General features: G+C 40.1%; 16 protein-coding genes. All 16 read left to right on the top strand.

The window, feature by feature from the left end; all coding sequences use genetic code 11:
• Positions 1–24 precede the first annotated feature (24 nt).
• The 16 genes from F3G75_RS02905 to F3G75_RS02830 all read left to right on the top strand — a co-directional run bounded on the left by F3G75_RS02905 (position 25) and on the right by F3G75_RS02830 (position 17,961).
• On the top strand, positions 25–702 hold the full coding sequence (locus F3G75_RS02905; RefSeq protein WP_149716487.1) for a DUF4272 domain-containing protein: 678 nt from the start codon (positions 25–27) through the stop codon (positions 700–702).
• A 45-nt stretch (positions 703–747) separates the two neighbouring features.
• Complete coding sequence (locus F3G75_RS02900; RefSeq protein WP_149716486.1) at positions 748–1,806, top strand: NAD-dependent epimerase; 1,059 nt, start codon at positions 748–750, stop codon at positions 1,804–1,806.
• Positions 1,807–1,815: 9 nt separating this feature from the next.
• Positions 1,816–2,394, top strand: coding sequence for a DNA-3-methyladenine glycosylase I (locus F3G75_RS02895; RefSeq protein ID WP_149716485.1), 579 nt, complete (start codon positions 1,816–1,818; stop codon positions 2,392–2,394).
• Positions 2,394–3,242 (top strand): DNA ligase, encoded by an 849-nt coding sequence (locus tag F3G75_RS02890; RefSeq protein ID WP_149716640.1) that lies wholly within the window; start codon positions 2,394–2,396, stop codon positions 3,240–3,242. Before F3G75_RS02895 ends, F3G75_RS02890 begins: the two co-directional genes overlap by 1 nt.
• A gap of 80 nt (positions 3,243–3,322) precedes the next feature.
• Positions 3,323–4,306, top strand: a complete 984-nt coding sequence (galE, locus tag F3G75_RS02885; RefSeq protein WP_149716484.1) for a UDP-glucose 4-epimerase GalE — start codon at positions 3,323–3,325, stop codon at positions 4,304–4,306.
• A gap of 8 nt (positions 4,307–4,314) precedes the next feature.
• Positions 4,315–5,637: a UDP-glucose dehydrogenase family protein gene (locus tag F3G75_RS02880; RefSeq protein ID WP_149716483.1), complete on the top strand. Its 1,323-nt coding sequence runs from the start codon at positions 4,315–4,317 to the stop codon at positions 5,635–5,637.
• Positions 5,634–6,077, top strand: a complete 444-nt coding sequence (locus F3G75_RS02875; protein ID WP_149716482.1) for an ecotin family protein — start codon at positions 5,634–5,636, stop codon at positions 6,075–6,077. Before F3G75_RS02880 ends, F3G75_RS02875 begins: the two co-directional genes overlap by 4 nt.
• Positions 6,074–7,306, top strand: coding sequence for a nucleotide sugar dehydrogenase (locus F3G75_RS02870; protein WP_149716481.1), 1,233 nt, complete (start codon positions 6,074–6,076; stop codon positions 7,304–7,306). Before F3G75_RS02875 ends, F3G75_RS02870 begins: the two co-directional genes overlap by 4 nt.
• Before the next feature lie 8 nt (positions 7,307–7,314).
• Positions 7,315–9,441, top strand: coding sequence for an STT3 domain-containing protein (locus F3G75_RS02865; protein WP_149716480.1), 2,127 nt, complete (start codon positions 7,315–7,317; stop codon positions 9,439–9,441).
• Positions 9,441–10,958, top strand: a complete 1,518-nt coding sequence (locus F3G75_RS02860) for an MATE family efflux transporter (protein ID WP_149716479.1) — start codon at positions 9,441–9,443, stop codon at positions 10,956–10,958. Before F3G75_RS02865 ends, F3G75_RS02860 begins: the two co-directional genes overlap by 1 nt.
• Entirely contained in the window at positions 10,959–11,720 is a 762-nt protein-coding gene (locus tag F3G75_RS02855) for a glycosyltransferase family 25 protein (RefSeq protein ID WP_149716478.1), read from the top strand.
• Complete coding sequence (locus F3G75_RS02850; RefSeq protein ID WP_149716477.1) at positions 11,721–12,653, top strand: glycosyltransferase family 2 protein; 933 nt, start codon at positions 11,721–11,723, stop codon at positions 12,651–12,653.
• Positions 12,650–13,708, top strand: a complete 1,059-nt coding sequence (locus F3G75_RS02845; RefSeq protein WP_149716476.1) for a glycosyltransferase — start codon at positions 12,650–12,652, stop codon at positions 13,706–13,708. Before F3G75_RS02850 ends, F3G75_RS02845 begins: the two co-directional genes overlap by 4 nt.
• Positions 13,705–14,748 (top strand): glycosyltransferase, encoded by a 1,044-nt coding sequence (locus tag F3G75_RS02840; RefSeq protein WP_149716475.1) that lies wholly within the window; start codon positions 13,705–13,707, stop codon positions 14,746–14,748. Before F3G75_RS02845 ends, F3G75_RS02840 begins: the two co-directional genes overlap by 4 nt.
• Entirely contained in the window at positions 14,745–15,869 is a 1,125-nt protein-coding gene (gene pglJ, locus F3G75_RS02835; protein WP_149716474.1) for an N-acetylgalactosamine-N,N'-diacetylbacillosaminyl-diphospho-undecaprenol 4-alpha-N-acetylgalactosaminyltransferase, read from the top strand. Before F3G75_RS02840 ends, pglJ begins: the two co-directional genes overlap by 4 nt.
• Complete coding sequence (locus F3G75_RS02830) at positions 15,862–17,961, top strand: STT3 domain-containing protein (RefSeq protein ID WP_149716473.1); 2,100 nt, start codon at positions 15,862–15,864, stop codon at positions 17,959–17,961. The genes pglJ and F3G75_RS02830 overlap by 8 nt, the downstream gene beginning before the upstream one ends.

Raw genomic sequence — 17,961 nt, 5'->3', positions numbered from 1 at the left:
TGATATTTTAAAAAAGGTGCGGATATGCCAAAAACAGCGCAACAAAGAAAAGATGAGAGTATAAAAATTTTAAAAAAAGAGGGCGTGGCTGTGCTTGAGAGTCTGCCGCTAAGGTATGACAATAGTGAAGTTACTCCAAGAAGCGTTGATGAGATCATTGCTCGTGCGGTTTGCTCATTTACAGCGATTATGTGTGCTTGCACTATCCGTGATGAAGGCTCTTTGGGCAAAGAAAATATGGCATGGGCAAAGAGTTTTTTAGGTAATGCCTATGAAGGGCTAAGTGTAAAAGAAAAAGAGGTCGTTGAGGATAGAGCCGATATGAAAACAGTCGTAAATATGGGCTGGAAATATGAGTCGCTTTGGATCTTGCTTTGGGCGCTTGGCATTGCTGAAGATATAGGCCAGATGGATAAAATTTGCGACTGCGAGTTTGTGATGGATGTCTTTAGAGAGGGCGGACTCAAAAACCGCTCAAAACTTCGCAGTTTGGATGAAATTTTAAGCAAACTTGACCTAGTTTATCGCTACCACTGGGCGTGTGTAGATGCAAGGATAAATGGCAAAAAGCTTGCTGGACTTGACGAAGAGGTTGTTATGGAAAGACGTGCAGGGCTTGAGTGGCTATGTTGCAAAGGGCAAGAAAATGATGACATAAAGGCTGAATTTAACGCCTGGGATCATCCTGATCTAAATACGTAAATTTACATTTTTGCACTAAAATAAGCCAAAAATGAAAGGAAAAATATGAAAATTTTAGTAACTGGAACAGCTGGATTTATAGGATTTCACTTGGCAAATGCACTCATAAAAAGAGGCGATGATGTCGTCGGATATGACGTGATAAATGACTATTACGACGTAAATTTAAAGCTTGCACGCCTAAAAACGGCTGGCTTTGAGACTAGCGAGATAGATTATGGCAAGCTTATCACCTCAAAAACACATCCGAATTTAAAATTTATAAAAGCAGACCTCGCTGATGAAAAGACTATGAAAGAGCTTTTTAGCAAAGAAAAATTTGATGTAGTGGTAAATTTGGCTGCACAAGCTGGCGTTCGCTACTCGCTCATAAACCCAAAAGCTTACATCGATAGCAACATCACTGGCTTTGTGAATATCCTCGAGTGCTGCCGCCACAATGAGATCAAAAATTTAGTCTATGCAAGCTCTAGCTCGGTTTATGGCCTAAATGAAAATATGCCATTTTCTACGCACGAGGGGGTCAATCACCCTATAAGCCTCTACGCAGCGACTAAAAAGAGCAACGAGATGATGGCGCACACTTATAGCCATCTATTTAACGTGCCAACAACTGGACTTCGCTTTTTTACGGTGTATGGACCATGGGGACGCCCTGATATGGCGCTATTTTTGTTCGTTGATGCTGCGCTTAAAGATAAAACTATCGATGTTTTTAACTATGGCAAGATGAAGCGTGACTTTACCTACGTGGACGACATCGTAAAGGGCATCATTAAATGCATAGACAACCCTGCTAAGCCAAACCCAGCTTGGGATGCGAAACACCCAGATCCTGCCATTTCAAAAGCGCCTTTTAAGGTCTATAACATCGGCAATAATAGCCCTGTTGAGCTCATGGACTACATCAAGGCTGTTGAGATAAAGATTGGCCGTGAGATCAAGAAAAATTTTCTCCCACTCCAAGCAGGCGACGTGCCAGCAACATTTGCTGATGTGAGCGACTTGGTGGCTGACTTTGACTACAAGCCAAACACAAAAGTAAATGACGGCGTGGCTAAATTTGTCGAGTGGTATTGCGAGTTTTACGGAGTTAAGATTTAAGGGACGCAGATGAGGCGATGCGAATGGGCAAAAGGCGAGCTTGATATAGCTTACCACGATAATGAGTGGGGCAAAGCCATAAAAGATGATAGAAAATTTTTCGAAATGATAGTTCTGGAGGGCTTTCAGGCGGGACTTTCGTGGCATGGAGTGCTTCAAAAAAGAGAGGCCATGAGAGAGGCGTTTGATGGCTTTGATCCAGAGAAGATCAAGCATTACGGCGAGGCTGAGATAGCGAAATTTATGCAAAACGAGAGATTGATCCGCAACAAGTTAAAACTAAAATCGCTTTCTGCAAACGCCATTGCATTTTTATCCGTAACGCAAGAATTTGGCAGCTTTTATGACTATTTGTGGGGATATTTGTTAAGAAAATTTGATTCCAAATTTGACGGCAAGCAGATCATAAATCACTATCAAGATATCAAACAAGTGCCAGCCACTACGCCTATGTCAGACTTTGTGGCAAAGGAGCTAAAAAAGCGAGGGTTTAAATTTCTAGGCTCTGTTAGCACCTATGCATTTTTGCAAAGTGTGGGCGTTGTAGATGATCATATGGATTATTGTTTTTGCAAGGCAAAAGCTTGATTAGAATAATTTTTGCGGTTTTACTCCTTTTAAATTTTGCATTTTCTCTTGATTTGCTGCGCCTTAGCGAGTATAAAGATCAAAATGTCAGTGGCTGGCTAGCTAGCGAGAAGCTTGATGGCGTACGTGCCTACTGGGATGGAGAGAATTTACTCTCAAGACAGGGCAAAAAGCTGAATGCACCGCGAAGTTTTACTAAAAATTTCCCAAAATTTGCACTCGATGGCGAGCTTTACGCAAAGGAGCTTAAATTTGAAGAAATTCAAGCAACAGTGATGGATAAAGTACCAGATGAAAAAGCTTGGCATAGGCTTAAATTTCACGTTTTTGACGTGCCTGAGGCAAGTGGTGGCTTGCTTGATAGGCTTGAAGTTTTGGCTAAATTTCTAAAAAATAAGCCAAATGAAAATTTGATCATCATAAAACAAATAAAAATACGAGATAACGCTCAATTTTTAAAATTCACAGAGGACATTATTGTAAAAGGCGGAGAGGGAGCAGTCGTGCGTGAGCCAAATGCGCCGTACGAGCGAAAACGAAGTAAAAATGCGTTTAAATTTAAAAAATTTAAAGATGCCGAGTGTGAAGTAATCGCTATAAATAAAGGCAGCGGCAAATACGCTAATCTTGCTGGCTCGCTCACTTGCAGGGCGCTTGGCGGCAAAGATGACGAAGAAAAAGCTGGTGAGCCAAAATCTGGCACTATCTTTAAAATAGGCTCAGGACTAAGCGATGAAAAGCGCCAAAATCCTCCAAAGATAGGCTCTATCATCACATATAAATTTCAAAATTTAACTGCTAATGGCAAGCCAAGATTTCCAATATTTTTAAGGGTTAGAGAAGATTAAAATTTATTCAAAAGCCTTGCTTTACTTTTGCTTTACCCTATTTTTGATAAAATTAACCATTTTTTACGAAAGGCTTAAACTTGAAAATTTTAGTAACAGGTGGTGCTGGATACATCGGCAGCCACGTAGTAAAAGCACTTTTAAAGCAAGGTAAAGATGAGATAACCATCATCGATAATCTCTGCAAGGGCTCACAAAAAGCACTTGAGGCGCTCCAAAAAATCGGAAATTTTAAATTTATAAATGCAAATTTAGAAGATGATCTAAGTGAAATTTTTGAAAGTGGCAAATTTGATGCGATCATCCATTTTGCAGCGTTTATCGAGGTTTTTGAGAGTATGAGCGAGCCGCTAAAATACTATCTAAACAACACCGCAAACGTCGCAAGGGTGCTAAAATACGCAAAAACTTACAATGTAAATAAATTTATATTTAGCTCAACTGCCGCAGTTTACGGTGAGCCAGATGTGGCAGAAGTTAGTGAAACAACGCCTACAAATCCAATAAATCCATACGGTAGAAGCAAACTTATGAGCGAGCAGATCATTAAAGATTATGCTGCTTCAAATGAAAATTTCAAATTTGCAATACTTCGCTACTTTAATGTCGCAGGAGCGGATGAGGAGGGGCTTATCGGTCAAAACTATCCAAACGCTACGCACCTTATCAAAGTAGCCGTGCAAACTATACTTGGCAAGCGTGAGAGCATGGGTATCTTTGGCGATGACTACGCGACAAAAGATGGTACATGCGTTAGAGATTACATTCACGTTAGCGACCTAGCAGACGCTCACATAAACGCACTTGAATATATCAGCCAAAATGGCAGCGAAACTTTTAACGTGGGATACGGTAGAGGATTTAGCGTAAAAGAGGTCATCGAGACCGCAAAAGAGGTGAGTGGGGTAAATTTTAAAGTGCTAAATGCACCAAGAAGGAACGGCGACCCAGCCATCCTTATCTCAAACGCAAGCAAACTACGCTCGCTAACAAACTGGAAGCCAAAAAGAGACGATCTAGCACTCATCATAAAAACTGCCCTTGAGTGGGAAAAGAAAATTTAAGGATAAGCATGAAAGTAGCTGTGATTGGGACTGGATATGTTGGGCTAGTGAGTGGCGCATGCTTTGCTAAAATGGGCAACAGCGTGATCTGCGTCGATGTCGATGAAAAAAAGATCGAAGCGCTAAAAAACGGTGTCGTGCCGATATATGAGCCAGGGCTTGCTGATATCGTGAGCGAGTGCTACAAAAATGGCTCGCTTAAATTTAGCACGCAGATAACTGAGGCGCTAGAGTATGCAGATGTGCTATTTATCGCAGTTGGCACACCTATGGGAGCTGATGGACAGGCGGATTTAAAATATGTGCTTTCAGTTGCTAAATCTATCGGAGAAAATTTAAGCAAACCGCTAATCGTAGTCGATAAATCAACCGTTCCAGTAGGCACTGGAGCTAAGGTGTATGAGGTGATTGAGGCTGAGCTTAAAAAGAGAAATGTAGAGGTTAAATTTGAAGTAGTCTCAAACCCAGAGTTTTTAAAAGAGGGCGCAGCAGTCGAGGACTTTTTAAAGCCAGACCGCGTAGTTATCGGAGCTAGCAGCGAGTGGGGCTTTAGCGTGATGAGAGAGCTTTATGAGCCATTTATGAAAAATCACGACAGGCTCATTTGTATGGATGTAAAGTCAGCCGAGATGACAAAATACGCTGCAAATTCGATGCTGGCAACCAAAATAAGCTTTATAAACGAGATAGCAAATATCTGCGAACGTGTGGGCGCTGATGTAAATTTGGTAAGAAAGGGCATCGGCAGCGACTCAAGGATCGGATATAGCTTCATCTACCCAGGCTGCGGATATGGTGGTAGCTGCTTTCCAAAAGATGTCGAGGCGCTCATCTACACAGCTAGGCAAAATGGCTTTGAGCCAGAGCTTTTAAACGCGGTCGAGTCAAGAAATAAGGCTCAAAAAAGAGTGCTTTTTGATAAAATTTACAACTTCTTTGGCGGCGATCTAAAGGGCAAGACGATTGCGCTTTGGGGGCTTGCGTTTAAGCCAAACACAGACGATATGAGAGAGGCTAGCTCGCTAACTTTGATAAAACTTTTAGACGAAGCTGGCGCAAAAGTGGTGGCGTATGATCCAAAATCAAGCGAAGAAGCTAAAAAATATATGCCAAATTTAGATGTAAAATATGCTAAAAATAAATATGACGCTCTTAATGGCGCCGATGCTATGGTGCTTGTAACCGAGTGGAGTGAGTTTAGATCGCCTGATTTTATGGAGATCAAAGAGAGGCTAAAAAATGCCGTTATATTTGACGGACGTAACCAATACAACGCTAAAATTTTAGCTGAGCATGGATTTAAGTATTTTCAAATCGGAGTAAAGGCATGAGAAAAATTTTACTTTTTATCGCAGCTTGCATGCTTCCCTTTGCACTTTTGGCAGGCGAAAATGCGACTAAAACCGAGGAAAATATTTTTGAGCTACCTATCTCAAAGATGCCGCCTGATTATTTTAAATACGAAGTCGCGTTTTTTAAAGAAATAGAAATCGACTGCAACTTCGCCTTTTTGCTAGGCGGAAAGCTCGAGGAAAAAGAGGACGCGAGCGGGGTTTATTACGAATTTAGCGGCGGAGATGAGCTAGCGCAAACGATGGTGCTCTGCAAGGACGGAAGAAAGAAAAAGAGGTGGGTTTATTATGAATTTACTAAAATTTTACCAGGCGTTAGCCCTATTAGGATCATAACTCCAAAAGGTGTAAGTGCGGAAATAAGAATGTATGAACGCGTAAAAAAGATAGAAGCAAAAAAGAAAGGAAAAAGTAAATGAAAATAGCAGTAGTAGGACTTGGATATGTGGGACTTCCACTAGCAGCAGCTTTTAGCGAAAAGTACGAAGTAGTAGGCTTTGATGTAAATGCAAAACGTATAGAAGAGCTTAAAAGTGGCTATGATAGAACGCTTGAACTTAGCAACGAGCAGATGAAAAAAGCAATCGATAATGGCATGAAATTTAGCCTAAATTTAGATGATATTAGAAGTTGCAACTTCTTTATCGTAACCGTCCCCACTCCAATAGATAAAAACAAGCGCCCTGATCTAACTCCAGTCGTAAAAGCGACTGAGAGTGTGGCAAAAGTGCTTAAAAAGGGCGATATCGTCGTGTATGAAAGCACCGTTTATCCAGGCGTTACAGAAGAAATTTGCGTGCCACTTCTTGAAAAAAGTGGGCTTAAATTTAACAAAGACTTCTTCTGCGGCTACTCACCAGAGCGTATAAATCCAGGTGATAAAGAGCACACTGTTACAAAGATCAAAAAGATCACAAGTGGCTCAACCCCAGAGATCGCTGACAAGGTTGATGAAATTTATCGCTCGATCATCACAGCTGGCACTCATAAGGCCTCAAGTATCAAGGTAGCCGAGGCTGCAAAGGTCATCGAAAACACTCAACGTGATATAAATATCGCCTTTATAAACGAGCTTGCGATGCTGTTTGAAAAGCTTCACATCAACACTATCGACGTGCTTGAGGCTGCAGGTACTAAGTGGAATTTCTTAAATTTCCGCCCAGGTCTAGTTGGTGGGCACTGCATCGGCGTAGATCCATACTACCTCACTCACAAAGCTCAAGAGGTAGGCTATCATCCTGAAATGATCCTAGCAGGCCGCCGTATCAACGATGATATGGGCAGATACGCAGCTGATCAGGTTATAAAACTAATGATAAGAAAAGGCGTGCTTATCAACAAAGCGCGCGTGCTTGTTCTTGGTATGACATTTAAAGAAAACTGCCCAGATATAAGAAATTCTCGCGTTATAGACGTAGTTGATGAGTTAAAAGACTTTGACTGCAAGGTCGATGTGACTGATCCTTGGGCTGATAGTGCTGAGGTAAAACACGAGTACGGTTTTGATCTAGTAAAAGAGTATAACCTAGATGACTACGACTGCATCGTGATCGCCGTAGCTCACAATGAGTTTAAAAAGCTAAATTTAAAAGGCCATTTAGTTTACGATATAAAAAATATCTACCCAGAGGCTGACGCTAGGCTGTAAGGAATTTAGTGCACAAAGTAAGCGTAAATTGTAAAATTTTACTTATATTTCTGGCTGCTTATCTGTTTGGATTTGCGGCTAGGATGCTCTGGGTATTGTGGGCAAAGGATATGCCAGAGTTTTACTTTAATGGCGAATTTATGCTTACGACAAATGACGCATATTATTACGCAGAGGGCGCTAGAGATATGCTGGCTGGCTTTCATCAGCAAAATGACTTTAGCCCCTTTAATCACCCAATCTCAACCATAGTTTTTTATATTTGCAAAATTTTTCCTTTTAAGATCGAAAGCGTGATGTTTTACATGAGTATCTTTTTAGCTCCTCTTATTGCACTTCCAGTCATTTTAATATCAAATGAGTTTAAGGCGCTAAAAGCTGGGGCTGTGGCAGCGTTTATGAGCGTTATCTTGCCAAGCTATCTTTCAAGGACATCGCCTGGATATTTTGATAGCGACATGTTAAATGTCACATTTGCGCTTTTTATCATCTATTTTTTGATCAGGCTTTTAAACACAAATGAACAAAAATTTATCGTTTTGCCGAGCCTTTTTGTATCGCTTTATCTTTGGTGGTATCAAAGCTCATATGCACTTATTTTAAGTATTTTCTTTATGATTTTACTATATACGCTAGTTTTTATGCGAGATAGATTGCAAAATTATCAAGCGATATTTTTTATATTTATAAGCATTGTAAGCTCAAATGTTTTTACTAAAGATCCACTAATAGCAAATAAAATTTTGATTTTAAATTTAGCAGTTATTGCTTTATTTTTCTCTCTTTTTTGCAAATATAAAAATTTACTCTCAGCTAGAAATTTAGCCATTTTTCTTACTTTAATGCTAGCTATTTTTATCTATTTTGGTAGTTTTGATTTCATTACCTCAAAAATGGGTATTTATGTTTTTAAAGGCAATGAAATTCTTAGCGATAAATTTCACTTTATAAATGAGCATAATTTCATCAGCGAAGTAAAAAGTGCTAGCCATTTGTATTTTATATATTTCATGTCAGGAAATATTCTTATATTACTGGCAGCTATTATTGGATACTTGCTACTTTGCTTTAAATTTCGTCCATTTTTACTTACATTGCCAATGCTTGGACTTGGACTCCTCTCTTTTTTTAGCGGAGTTAGATTTGTTATGTACGTAACACCACTTGTTGCGCTTGGTTTTGGGTATTTCTTGCATTTTTTTTTAAATTTATTTGATCTTAGAAAATCTATTAAAAATTTATCATTTTTAGTTTTTGCCGTAGCCGCTCTTGCTATAAATTTAGATTTTGCTTATTCATATAGGCCAAAGACTGTAATTAGCCGTGATGAAGCAGTAGCGCTTGATGGGCTCAAAAAGGTCACAAAGCGCGATGATTATGTATTTTCATGGTGGGATTACGGGTATGCTATAAGATATTTTGCTGATGTTATGACTTTAAACGATCCTGGTAGACAAGGTGGCGAAAATAATTATTTTGTTAGCCTTGCTTTGAGAAAAGATGAGACATTTTCGGCTAGACTTGCAAGAGTGGCAGTTACGTATAATGACATCTCGCTTGGGCAAAATATAAGGCCAATAGATAAAATTTTAAAAGACTACAACACAAGCGATATAAATACTTTTTTGAGCCAGCTTGAGAGTGAAAATTTTTCTCAGCCGGTGGCAAAGAAGGCGGTTTATTACTATCTTGTGCCTAATATGATTGACATTGCACCAAATATCTTTAGATATAGCTATATCGACATTACAACTGGTAAAAGGCAAAAAGAGTATTTTTATCATGTTAGTGCATTAAATGGCGTTAGCGAAGCTGGTATCGACCTTGGAGATGGTTATACTTTGCCTACAAATGAACAAAAATTTATCATGCATAACGGTGAGAAAATAGCTATAAAATCATTTTATAAGGTAAAAGGATCTGGAAGAGATTTGCGAATAGATGAAAAAATCGTAGATGAAAATGCTAAAATTTATGTCATTTTTTTGGAAGATTATGCGCGGATATTGTTGCTTGATGAAAATGCTTTTAACTCATCTCTTGTGCAGCTTTTTATATTTGAGCGAGCAGACGAGCGATACTTTGAGCCATTTGTCATCTCAAGTGGTGTAAAAATTTATAGGTTAAAAGTCTAATGCTGATCAATCTAATAAGCTCAATCGTCGTTTTTGTCGTATCAATGGGCATAAATTTCTTTCTTACGCCATTTATCTTAAAAAGTCTTGGCAACGAGGCATTTGGCTTTGTGGGGCTTAGTAACGCCATCGTAAGCTACGCAGCGGTCGTGAGTGTAGCCATAAACTCGGTCAGTGGGCGCTTTGTCGCTCATGCGTGGCACAAAAAAGATCTAAGCCTTGCAAACACCTACTACTCATCAGTGCTTGTTGTAAATATCTTTTTTTGCGCCGTTGTCGTGGTGCTTAGCTCTGTTTTCATACTAAATTTGCAAAGCTTTTTAAACGTCCCTGAAAATTTACTCTTTGATGTGAGAATGACCCTTGTTTTTTACTTTATAAATTTCTGTGTCGGCCTATTTAACGGTGTCTTGACGGTTTGTGCCTTTGTGACAAATAAGCTCTACCTACTCTCCATCAGAAACGCCATCTCAAGCGCGATCCTAGCAGCTCTCATCGTGGCGCTCTTTTTCTTTTTTAATCCGTTCATTTTATACATCGCCATTTCAGCGCTAGTTGCTAGCCTTTTTGTCTTTTTTAGCACCATTTTTATGTCAGCTCGCATCACGCCAGAGCTAAAATTTAGCCTTAGTAAATTTGACTTTTCTAAGATCAAAGAGCTTTTAAGCTCTGGCATTTGGAACAGCTTTAATGCGCTAAACCGCATACTTTTAACAGGCATGGACCTATTTATCTGCAACATTTTTGTAAGTGCAAACGCCACTGGCCTTCTTTCAGTCGCCAAGGCCGCCCCTATCATACTGGAGAGCTTCGTAGCGCAGCTTAGTGGTATCTTTGCGCCAAAATTTGTCGAGCTTTACTCTAAAAATTTGATCACAGACCTCATAAAAGAGGCTAAATTTTCGATGAAGGTGATCGCCTTTGTGATGAGCGCTCCGGCCGCATTTTTCGTCGTTTTTGGGCTTGATTTTTACACGCTTTGGCTACCTTTTAAGAGCGCAGATGAGGTCAAATTTATCTACAACGTCTCGATGATAACGCTAGTGCCGATCGTCTTTATCAGCTTTGTTTTTTCGCTTTTTAACCTTGATAGCGCGACAAACAAGCTTCGCCGACCAGCCATTGCCAACACTATCCTTGGCGTTAGCACGATCATAGCGCAGATCGCACTGCTTAAATTTAGTGACTACGGAGTTTATGGCATCGTCATCGTCGCAGCCGTTTTTTATAGCATAAGAATTCTCGGCTTTGACCTCATAAATGCCGCCTTAAATTTAGAGGTAAAACTCACCACGTTTTACGGGGTTTATTTTAAAAATTTAGCCGTTTTTGCGCTCTGCGTGCTTGCGATGTTTGCCTGCAAGGACTTTGTGAGCCTAGATAACTGGCTAAAATTTGCTATCTTTGCTGCGATCTACGCCGGCGCAGCTTATGTTTTGGGATATTTTTTATTTTTTAATGCTTACGAGCGAGACATAGTCTGGCGTAAAATTTTAAAAAAATTTAAAAGGTCTTAAATGAATGAAATTTATCTGATCTCTTTGGCTAAAGACACCAAAAGACGCGAGCTTTTGCAGCAGAAATTTAGCTCTTATGATAGCTTTAAGCTAATAGACGCAGTTGATGGCAGGGAGCTAAACGCAAGGGAGTACTATAAGATTATTTCGCCATCATTTAAAGCTTACGGCAAGGTTTTAAGTCCAGCAGAGGTTGGCTGCTCGCTCTCGCATGTGAAGACCTACGAGGCATTTTTGGCAAGTGAGGCTAAATTTGCCCTCATCTTTGAAGACGACGTGATAGGGAGTGATCTGGCCATAAAAGAGGCCTTTTTAGCAGCTAGTAAGATGCCTGAAAATAGTGTGCTGATATGCGGCATGCAAGATGGGCTGGAGGGCAGGTTTAGCGCCTTTGGCAAAAAGGTGGATACTAGCCTAAGTAGGCCACTTTGGCAGGTTTCTAAGCACTCATTTTCAAGCATTTATAGAGCAGGGGCTTATGTGCTAACTAAAAAAAGTGCTAAAAATTTGCTTGAAATTCACAAACGTGCGCTTTGCACGACCGATGTTTGGGACTATTTGCTCGGCGTTAATGATATGCAGATGTATTTTTGCGACCTTTTTGCGCATCCAACTGATCTTAGTGGCTCAAACATCGAGGGTGAGCGCCTTGAGAGGGGATACAGCGCAAATTTAAAGGCCTATATAAAAACAATTAAATTTATACTTTTCTCACGGCTTGAAAAGCTTCAGGGCTATGAGAGAATTTTTAAAAGGGGCTAAATGAGCGAGCCATTAATCAGCATAGTAACAGCTACCTACAAGCGTCCAGAGCTTTTAAAAAAGGCCATAAAAAGCGCTCTAGCTCAAAGCTATAAAAATTTAGAAATAGTTGTAACCGATGACGGCGATGACGAGAGTGCGAGTGAAATTTGCAAGAGTTTTAACGACGCTAGGATCAAATTTGTAAAAAACAGCGCTCACAAAAAGAGCCCAAATGGCAACAAAAATAACGGCTTTGACAACGCAACAGGCGAGTTTGTCTGCTTGCTTGACGATGACGATGAGCTTTTACCTGAGGCGATTGCTGAGTGCTATGAAATTTTAAAAAGTGGCGAGTATTCGTGCGTTTTTGCAGACGCGATCTGTGAAAAAGATGGCGTGATGACCGAGATGATAGCTGGTAGAAGCCCATATAACAAGAGTGGGGCGATGAGTAAGGTTGATTATCATTGCGGGCGGATAAATGGCGAGTATTTTAAGCTTTTTTCGCGTGAATTTATAGACGGCTTTAGGTTTGATGAGAGTAGTTTTGGCGGCGAAAATGAGCTTTATATCCGCTTTTTTGAAAAAAATGTCTTCTATCTTAAAAAGCCACTTTATATCTACCGTATCGCAAGAAGCGATAGTGTGACGTTAAATGCCGGCAAACACGCGCTAAATGTGGCAAACGCTTACATCAAAACAGCAAATTTACACTACGACATTGCTATAAAAAATGAGCCAAAATTTTTAGCTATGCAGTATAAAAATGCCGCTTACTACGCCAAAATAGCAGGTGAATATGGCTTGATGCTAAGCTGCATTTTTAAAAGTCTTAGCATTAAATTTAGTAAAGAAGCGTTTATTTTTTTACTGCTTAGCCCGCTTCCAAGTGGCATTTTACCAGCACTCTCAAGGCTTAGAGTGAAGATAAAACAAAGGTTTGGCGTATGAGGATATTATTTGTCACATCAACGCTTAGAAGTGGCGGTGCGGAGCGAGTTTGCGCGGTGATCGCATCAAGATTTAGCATGGATCATGATGTAAGCCTTGTTAAATTTGACAAGGACGAGCCATTTTACGAGCTGGCAAGTGGCGTGAAGCTCATAAATTTAGGCGTTGGGGCTGATGAGCTTGGCTTGGTTGGAAATTTAAAAAAGAGAGTTTCAAAGGTGCTTGCCTTAAGAGCGCTCATACAAGAGGGCAAATTTGACGCTGTGATATCGTTTTTAGACGCCGTAAATACCTTGGTGCTCTTTAGTTCAACCGGTCTAAAAACGCCTATAATTATAAGCGAGCACACAAACTATCTTGCGCCAAAAAGAGCCATTTTTAAGGTACTAAGACGCCTTAGCTACCCATTTGCAAATGCACTTAGCGTCTTAAGCGACGAAGATCTTGGCTACTACTCTAAATTTTGCAAAAATGTGATGAAAATTTATAACCCACTCTTTGAAAAGGCCTGCGACGAGAGCCTTATCAAAGAAAATTTGATCATATTTGTTGGCAGGCTAAATAAGATAAAAAACTGCGAAATGTTTGTAAGAGTGGCTGCAAACTTAAAGCAAAGTAGCTATAAATTTGCCGTTACTGGAGATGGTGGCGAGAGGGCAAATTTAGAAAATTTAGCTAAAAGCTTGGGCGCTGAGGTAGAGTTTTTAGGCAATGTTAGCGACATCGCCTCGCTTTATAAAAGGGCAAAGGTGCTGCTCTCTTGCTCAAATTTCGAGGGTCTTGGAAACACTTTGATAGAGGCGATAAACTACGACTGTGTGCGGGTTGCGACAAGAACTAGCGGGGCAAAAGAGCTTATAAGAGATGGCTTTGATGGCTTGCTTTGCGAGATAAATGACGCTAAGCAGATGAGCGAAAAACTTGCAAATTTGCTGCAAGATGAAGCAAAAATGGGCGAATTTGCCAAAAATGCAAGGAATAGACTTGATGAGTTTAGCGTGGAGCAAATTTATAAAAAATGGCTAGAGCTTTTAAGGCTTGGAGGTGTGAAGTGAAAATTCTTTTTGTCATCGCGGCTCTTAGAAATGGTGGAGCTGAGCGAGTGCTAAACGTGCTTGCAAATGAGCTTTGCAAAGACAATGAGATCACTATCGCCCTGCTTGAAGAGGACCTTGGACTTTATAAATTTAATGAAAAAATAAATATCATAAATCTTAACGTCACTGGTTCAGGTATCGCTTTAAAATTTAAAAAAATCCTCGCCCTTAGAGCGCTTTTAAAAGAGCAAAAAGCTGATCTTATAATGAGCTTTATCGACTGGACAAACGTCGCTTGTGTGCTGGCAAATGCTGGTCTAAGGAGCAAACTAATAGCAACCGAGCATCACGAGCATAGCTACTTAAAAAGCAAGGTCGCAAGCGCTATGCGTGATCTTGCCTATAAATTTGTAGATGGCCTAAGCCTGCTAAGTAAAAATGACTACGACTACTATAAATTTGCCAAAAACCGCGAGGTCATCCACAATCCACTTTTTATCGATGTGCCTGAAATTTGCGAGAAGCAAAACGTTATCTTAAGCGTGGCTAGGCTGGAGGCGGTAAAGGGCTATGATATCTATTTTGAGGCGCTTAGCAAGGTGGATAAGAACTTGCTTGATGGCTGGGAGATAAAGATCGCAGGTAGTGGTAGGCAAGAAGCCGAGCTAAAGCAAATGGCGTCAAATTTAGGGCTTAACGTCAAATTTTTAGGTCATATTAGCGACGTTAGCAAGCTTTATAGTGAGGCAAAAATTTTTACTCTTAGCTCAAGAAGCGAGGGACTTTCAAATGTGCTAATCGAATCAGGCGCTTTTGGTTGCGCTAGGCTAAGTAGCGACACTGTGGGCGCAAGAGAGCTTATAAATGACGGCATAGACGGGCTTATCTTTAAAAATGGCGATGCAAATGATCTAAAAGATAAGCTTGAAATGCTTTTAAAAGATGAAAATTTAAGGCAAAAACTATCAAGAAACGCCAGCGAAAGTGCAAATTTATTTAGCAAAGAAAATATCATCAAGCAGTGGCGAGAATTTATAAAAAAGGTTGTTGATAAGTGAAAAAATTAGCCGTTTTTTTATACTCGATGGGACCTGGCGGGGCTGAGCGAAATGTGGCAAATTTACTGCCATTTTTGGTTAAGCGTTATGAAGTTCATCTCATCTTGATGAGCAAGGTCATCGCTTATGAGATCCCAAGCGAGGTGCAGATCCACTTTATAGAAAATAGCGATCCTTACGAGAGCGGGCTAAAGAAGCTTGCAAGGCTCTTTTTGGCGATGCCAATGCTTGCCTTTAAGTATAAAAAGCTTTGTCAAAACTTAGACATCGATACGCAGTTTGTGCTGATGAACCGCCCTTGCTATATCGCTGCAATAGCTAGAATTTTGGGCTTTAAAAAGAGGCTAGTTATCAGCGAGCGAAGCTGTCCATCTATCTTATATAAAAACGATCTAAGCGGCAGGGTTAATAAATTTTTACTCACTCATCTTTATAAAAAGGCTGATCTCATCCTTGCAAATGCACTTGGCAACAAAGAGGATCTGGTACAAAATTTTGGCATGAGTGAGGCAAAAACAAAGGTGCTTTATAACGCCCTTGATCTAAAAACTATAAATTTGCTAAAAGATGAGCCACTTGATGGCGATTTTAAGCCATTTTTCATAAACATCGGCCGCCTTGATAGCGGTAAAAATCAAGCCATGCTGATAAAAATAATCGCCTCTATTAATGACCCTCGTGCAACGCTTGGAATTTTAGGCAAAGGGCCCTTAAAAGATGAACTTCAAAATTTGATAGATAAGCTCAATGTCGGTGAGCGAGTAAAGCTTCTTGGCACTGATAAAAATCCATTTAAACATATAAAAAATGCTTCTTGCTTGCTTTGTGCTTCGCGTTTTGAGGGCTTTTCAAATGTCCTTTTAGAGACGCTAGCGTGCGAAAAAACTATCATCTCAACTGAGCACAAGAGCGGCGCAAAGGAGCTTTTGGGCGAGAGTGAGTTTGGTATTTTGGTACCAGTTGATGACGAAAATGCGATGAAAGAGGCGATGATAAAGGTGCTTAATGCGCCTGAAATAAGGCAAAATTTTGAAAATGTTGCGTATAATCGGGCTAAATTTTTTGATAGTGAAAATATAGCGAGCAAGCTTATAAATTTTTTGGAAAATCCTAATGAATAGAAATTTGTTTTTTAAAAATTACTCTTTATATTTGATGATATTTATCGCAGTCCTTTTTAGTGTGATTTGTAGGCTTTACTGGGTCTTTTGGGCGAGTGAATATCCAGTCTTTTTCTGGAACAACGAGCTGATGATCAGCACAAACGACGGCTACGCATTTGCCGAGGGTGCAAGGGACATGCTGGCTGGCTTTCACCAAGAAAACGACCTTAGCTACTACGGCTATCCGCTCTCAACGCTTACTTACTGGATCGTGAAATTTCTAGGTGTCAAGCTTGAGACGGCGATGATTTATATGAGCGTATTTTTCTCATCGCTTGTCGCTGTGCCAGTTATCTTAATCGCAAATGAGTATAAGCTAAAATTTGCTGGCTTTATCGCCGCACTTCTTGCAGTGGTCGCAAATAGCTACTACAACCGCACGATGGCAGGATACTACGACACCGACATGCTCATTATCCCACTTAGTGTCTTTGTCGTTTGGGGGCTTGTTAGAGTGCTTGAGAAAAAGGATGCAAAGAGCCTAATAATCGCGCCTTTGAGCGTGCTTATTTACATGTGGTGGTATGCGAGCGCCTTTTCGCTTATTAGCATTTTAACTGGGCTATTTTTACTTTACACGCTCATTTTTGATAGGAAAAACCCACTTTTTTATCTTGAAATTTCACTGCTTTTACTTGCTATCTCAAACCTTGATCTTACTCTTAAATTTATCGTTGTCATCGCTATTTATGCGTTTTGTCTTTTTAAAAAAGAGGTGATGAATTTAAAATTTGCTCTTGGTATTTTGGCAGTTGTTTTTATTGTTTTTGTAATTCGTGGCGGACTAAATCCGATAATCTTTCAGCTTAAATTTTACGTCTTTAGGGATGCGCCTGAAGTTGGAGGCATGAGCTTTCACTTTTTTAATGTCAATCAAACTATCCAAGAGTCAAGCGTCGTTGATTTTACGCTATTTTGCGAGAGGATCAGCGCAAATGTCATCACGTTTTTGATCTCGCTTGCTGGCGTCGCTCTTTTTTGCTACAAGCACCGCTCATTTGCAGTCTCGCTTGGCATGCTCGCACTTGGCTTTTTAGCCTTTAAAAGCGGCCTTAGATTTACCATTTACGCCGTGCCTATCATGGCGCTTGGCTTTGGCTACTTAGTAGAGTTTGTACTTGCAAATTTAAAGCTAAAAGGGGCTGTTTTAAATCTTATAAGAGCGTTCATAGCGGCTCTCGTGCTTGCTCCAGCGCTCATTCACATCTATGGCTACAAGGCTGAGCCAGTCTTTGTAAATAAAGAGGTTGAAATTTTAAATAAGCTAAAAGGCATCGCAGGACGCGAGGACTACGTGGTTGCGTGGTGGGACTATGGATATCCGATCAGATATTACAGCGATGTTAAGACGCTCATTGACGGCGGAAAGCACCTTGGACGTGAAAATTTTGCCGTGAGCTTTGCGCTTGGAAGCGACGAGATGAGCTCGGCAAATATGGCAAGGCTTGATGTTGAGTACACAGAGCGAAATTTCAAGGAGAGATTTAACGGCAACTTGGCTCAAATTTTAAAAGAGAGAAACGCAAGCATTGATCAGTTTTTTAGTGATATAAAAGAGGCGAATTTTAGCCTGCCAGCAAAGACTAGGGATATTTACTACTACTTGCCAGATAGGATGCTTAGTATTTTTCCGACCATTTTGCAATTTAGTAAGATCGATCTAAAAAGTGGTAAAAATTTAAACAACGGACTTTTTATCGTCACAAGAGCGATCTCACAAAACGAAAATGGCATCAGGCTAAGTGGTGGATTTACTCTAACAAGTGATGTCACAAATTTGATCTATGAAAATAACGTCTTGCCGCTAAGATCTTTCATAGAGACTGATTATAACGAGGCTGGCAAGCTAAATGTCAAAGAGTATAAAAATAACGAAAGCTCAAATATTTCTGTCATTTTTATGAGGGATTACGGTAGGTTTATCATCCTTGATGAGAGTATTTTAGATAGCACTTATATACAGCTTTTTGTGCTTGAAAGGTACGATCCAAAAATTTTTGAACCAGTCATACTTGACGGGGCGGCAAAAATTTATAAACTAAAGAGGTAA

The sequence above is a fragment of the Campylobacter concisus genome (genome assembly GCF_902460705.1).
Classification (GTDB): domain Bacteria; phylum Campylobacterota; class Campylobacteria; order Campylobacterales; family Campylobacteraceae; genus Campylobacter_A; species Campylobacter_A concisus_Z.
This window is presented reverse-complemented; position numbering and strand designations above follow the sequence as displayed.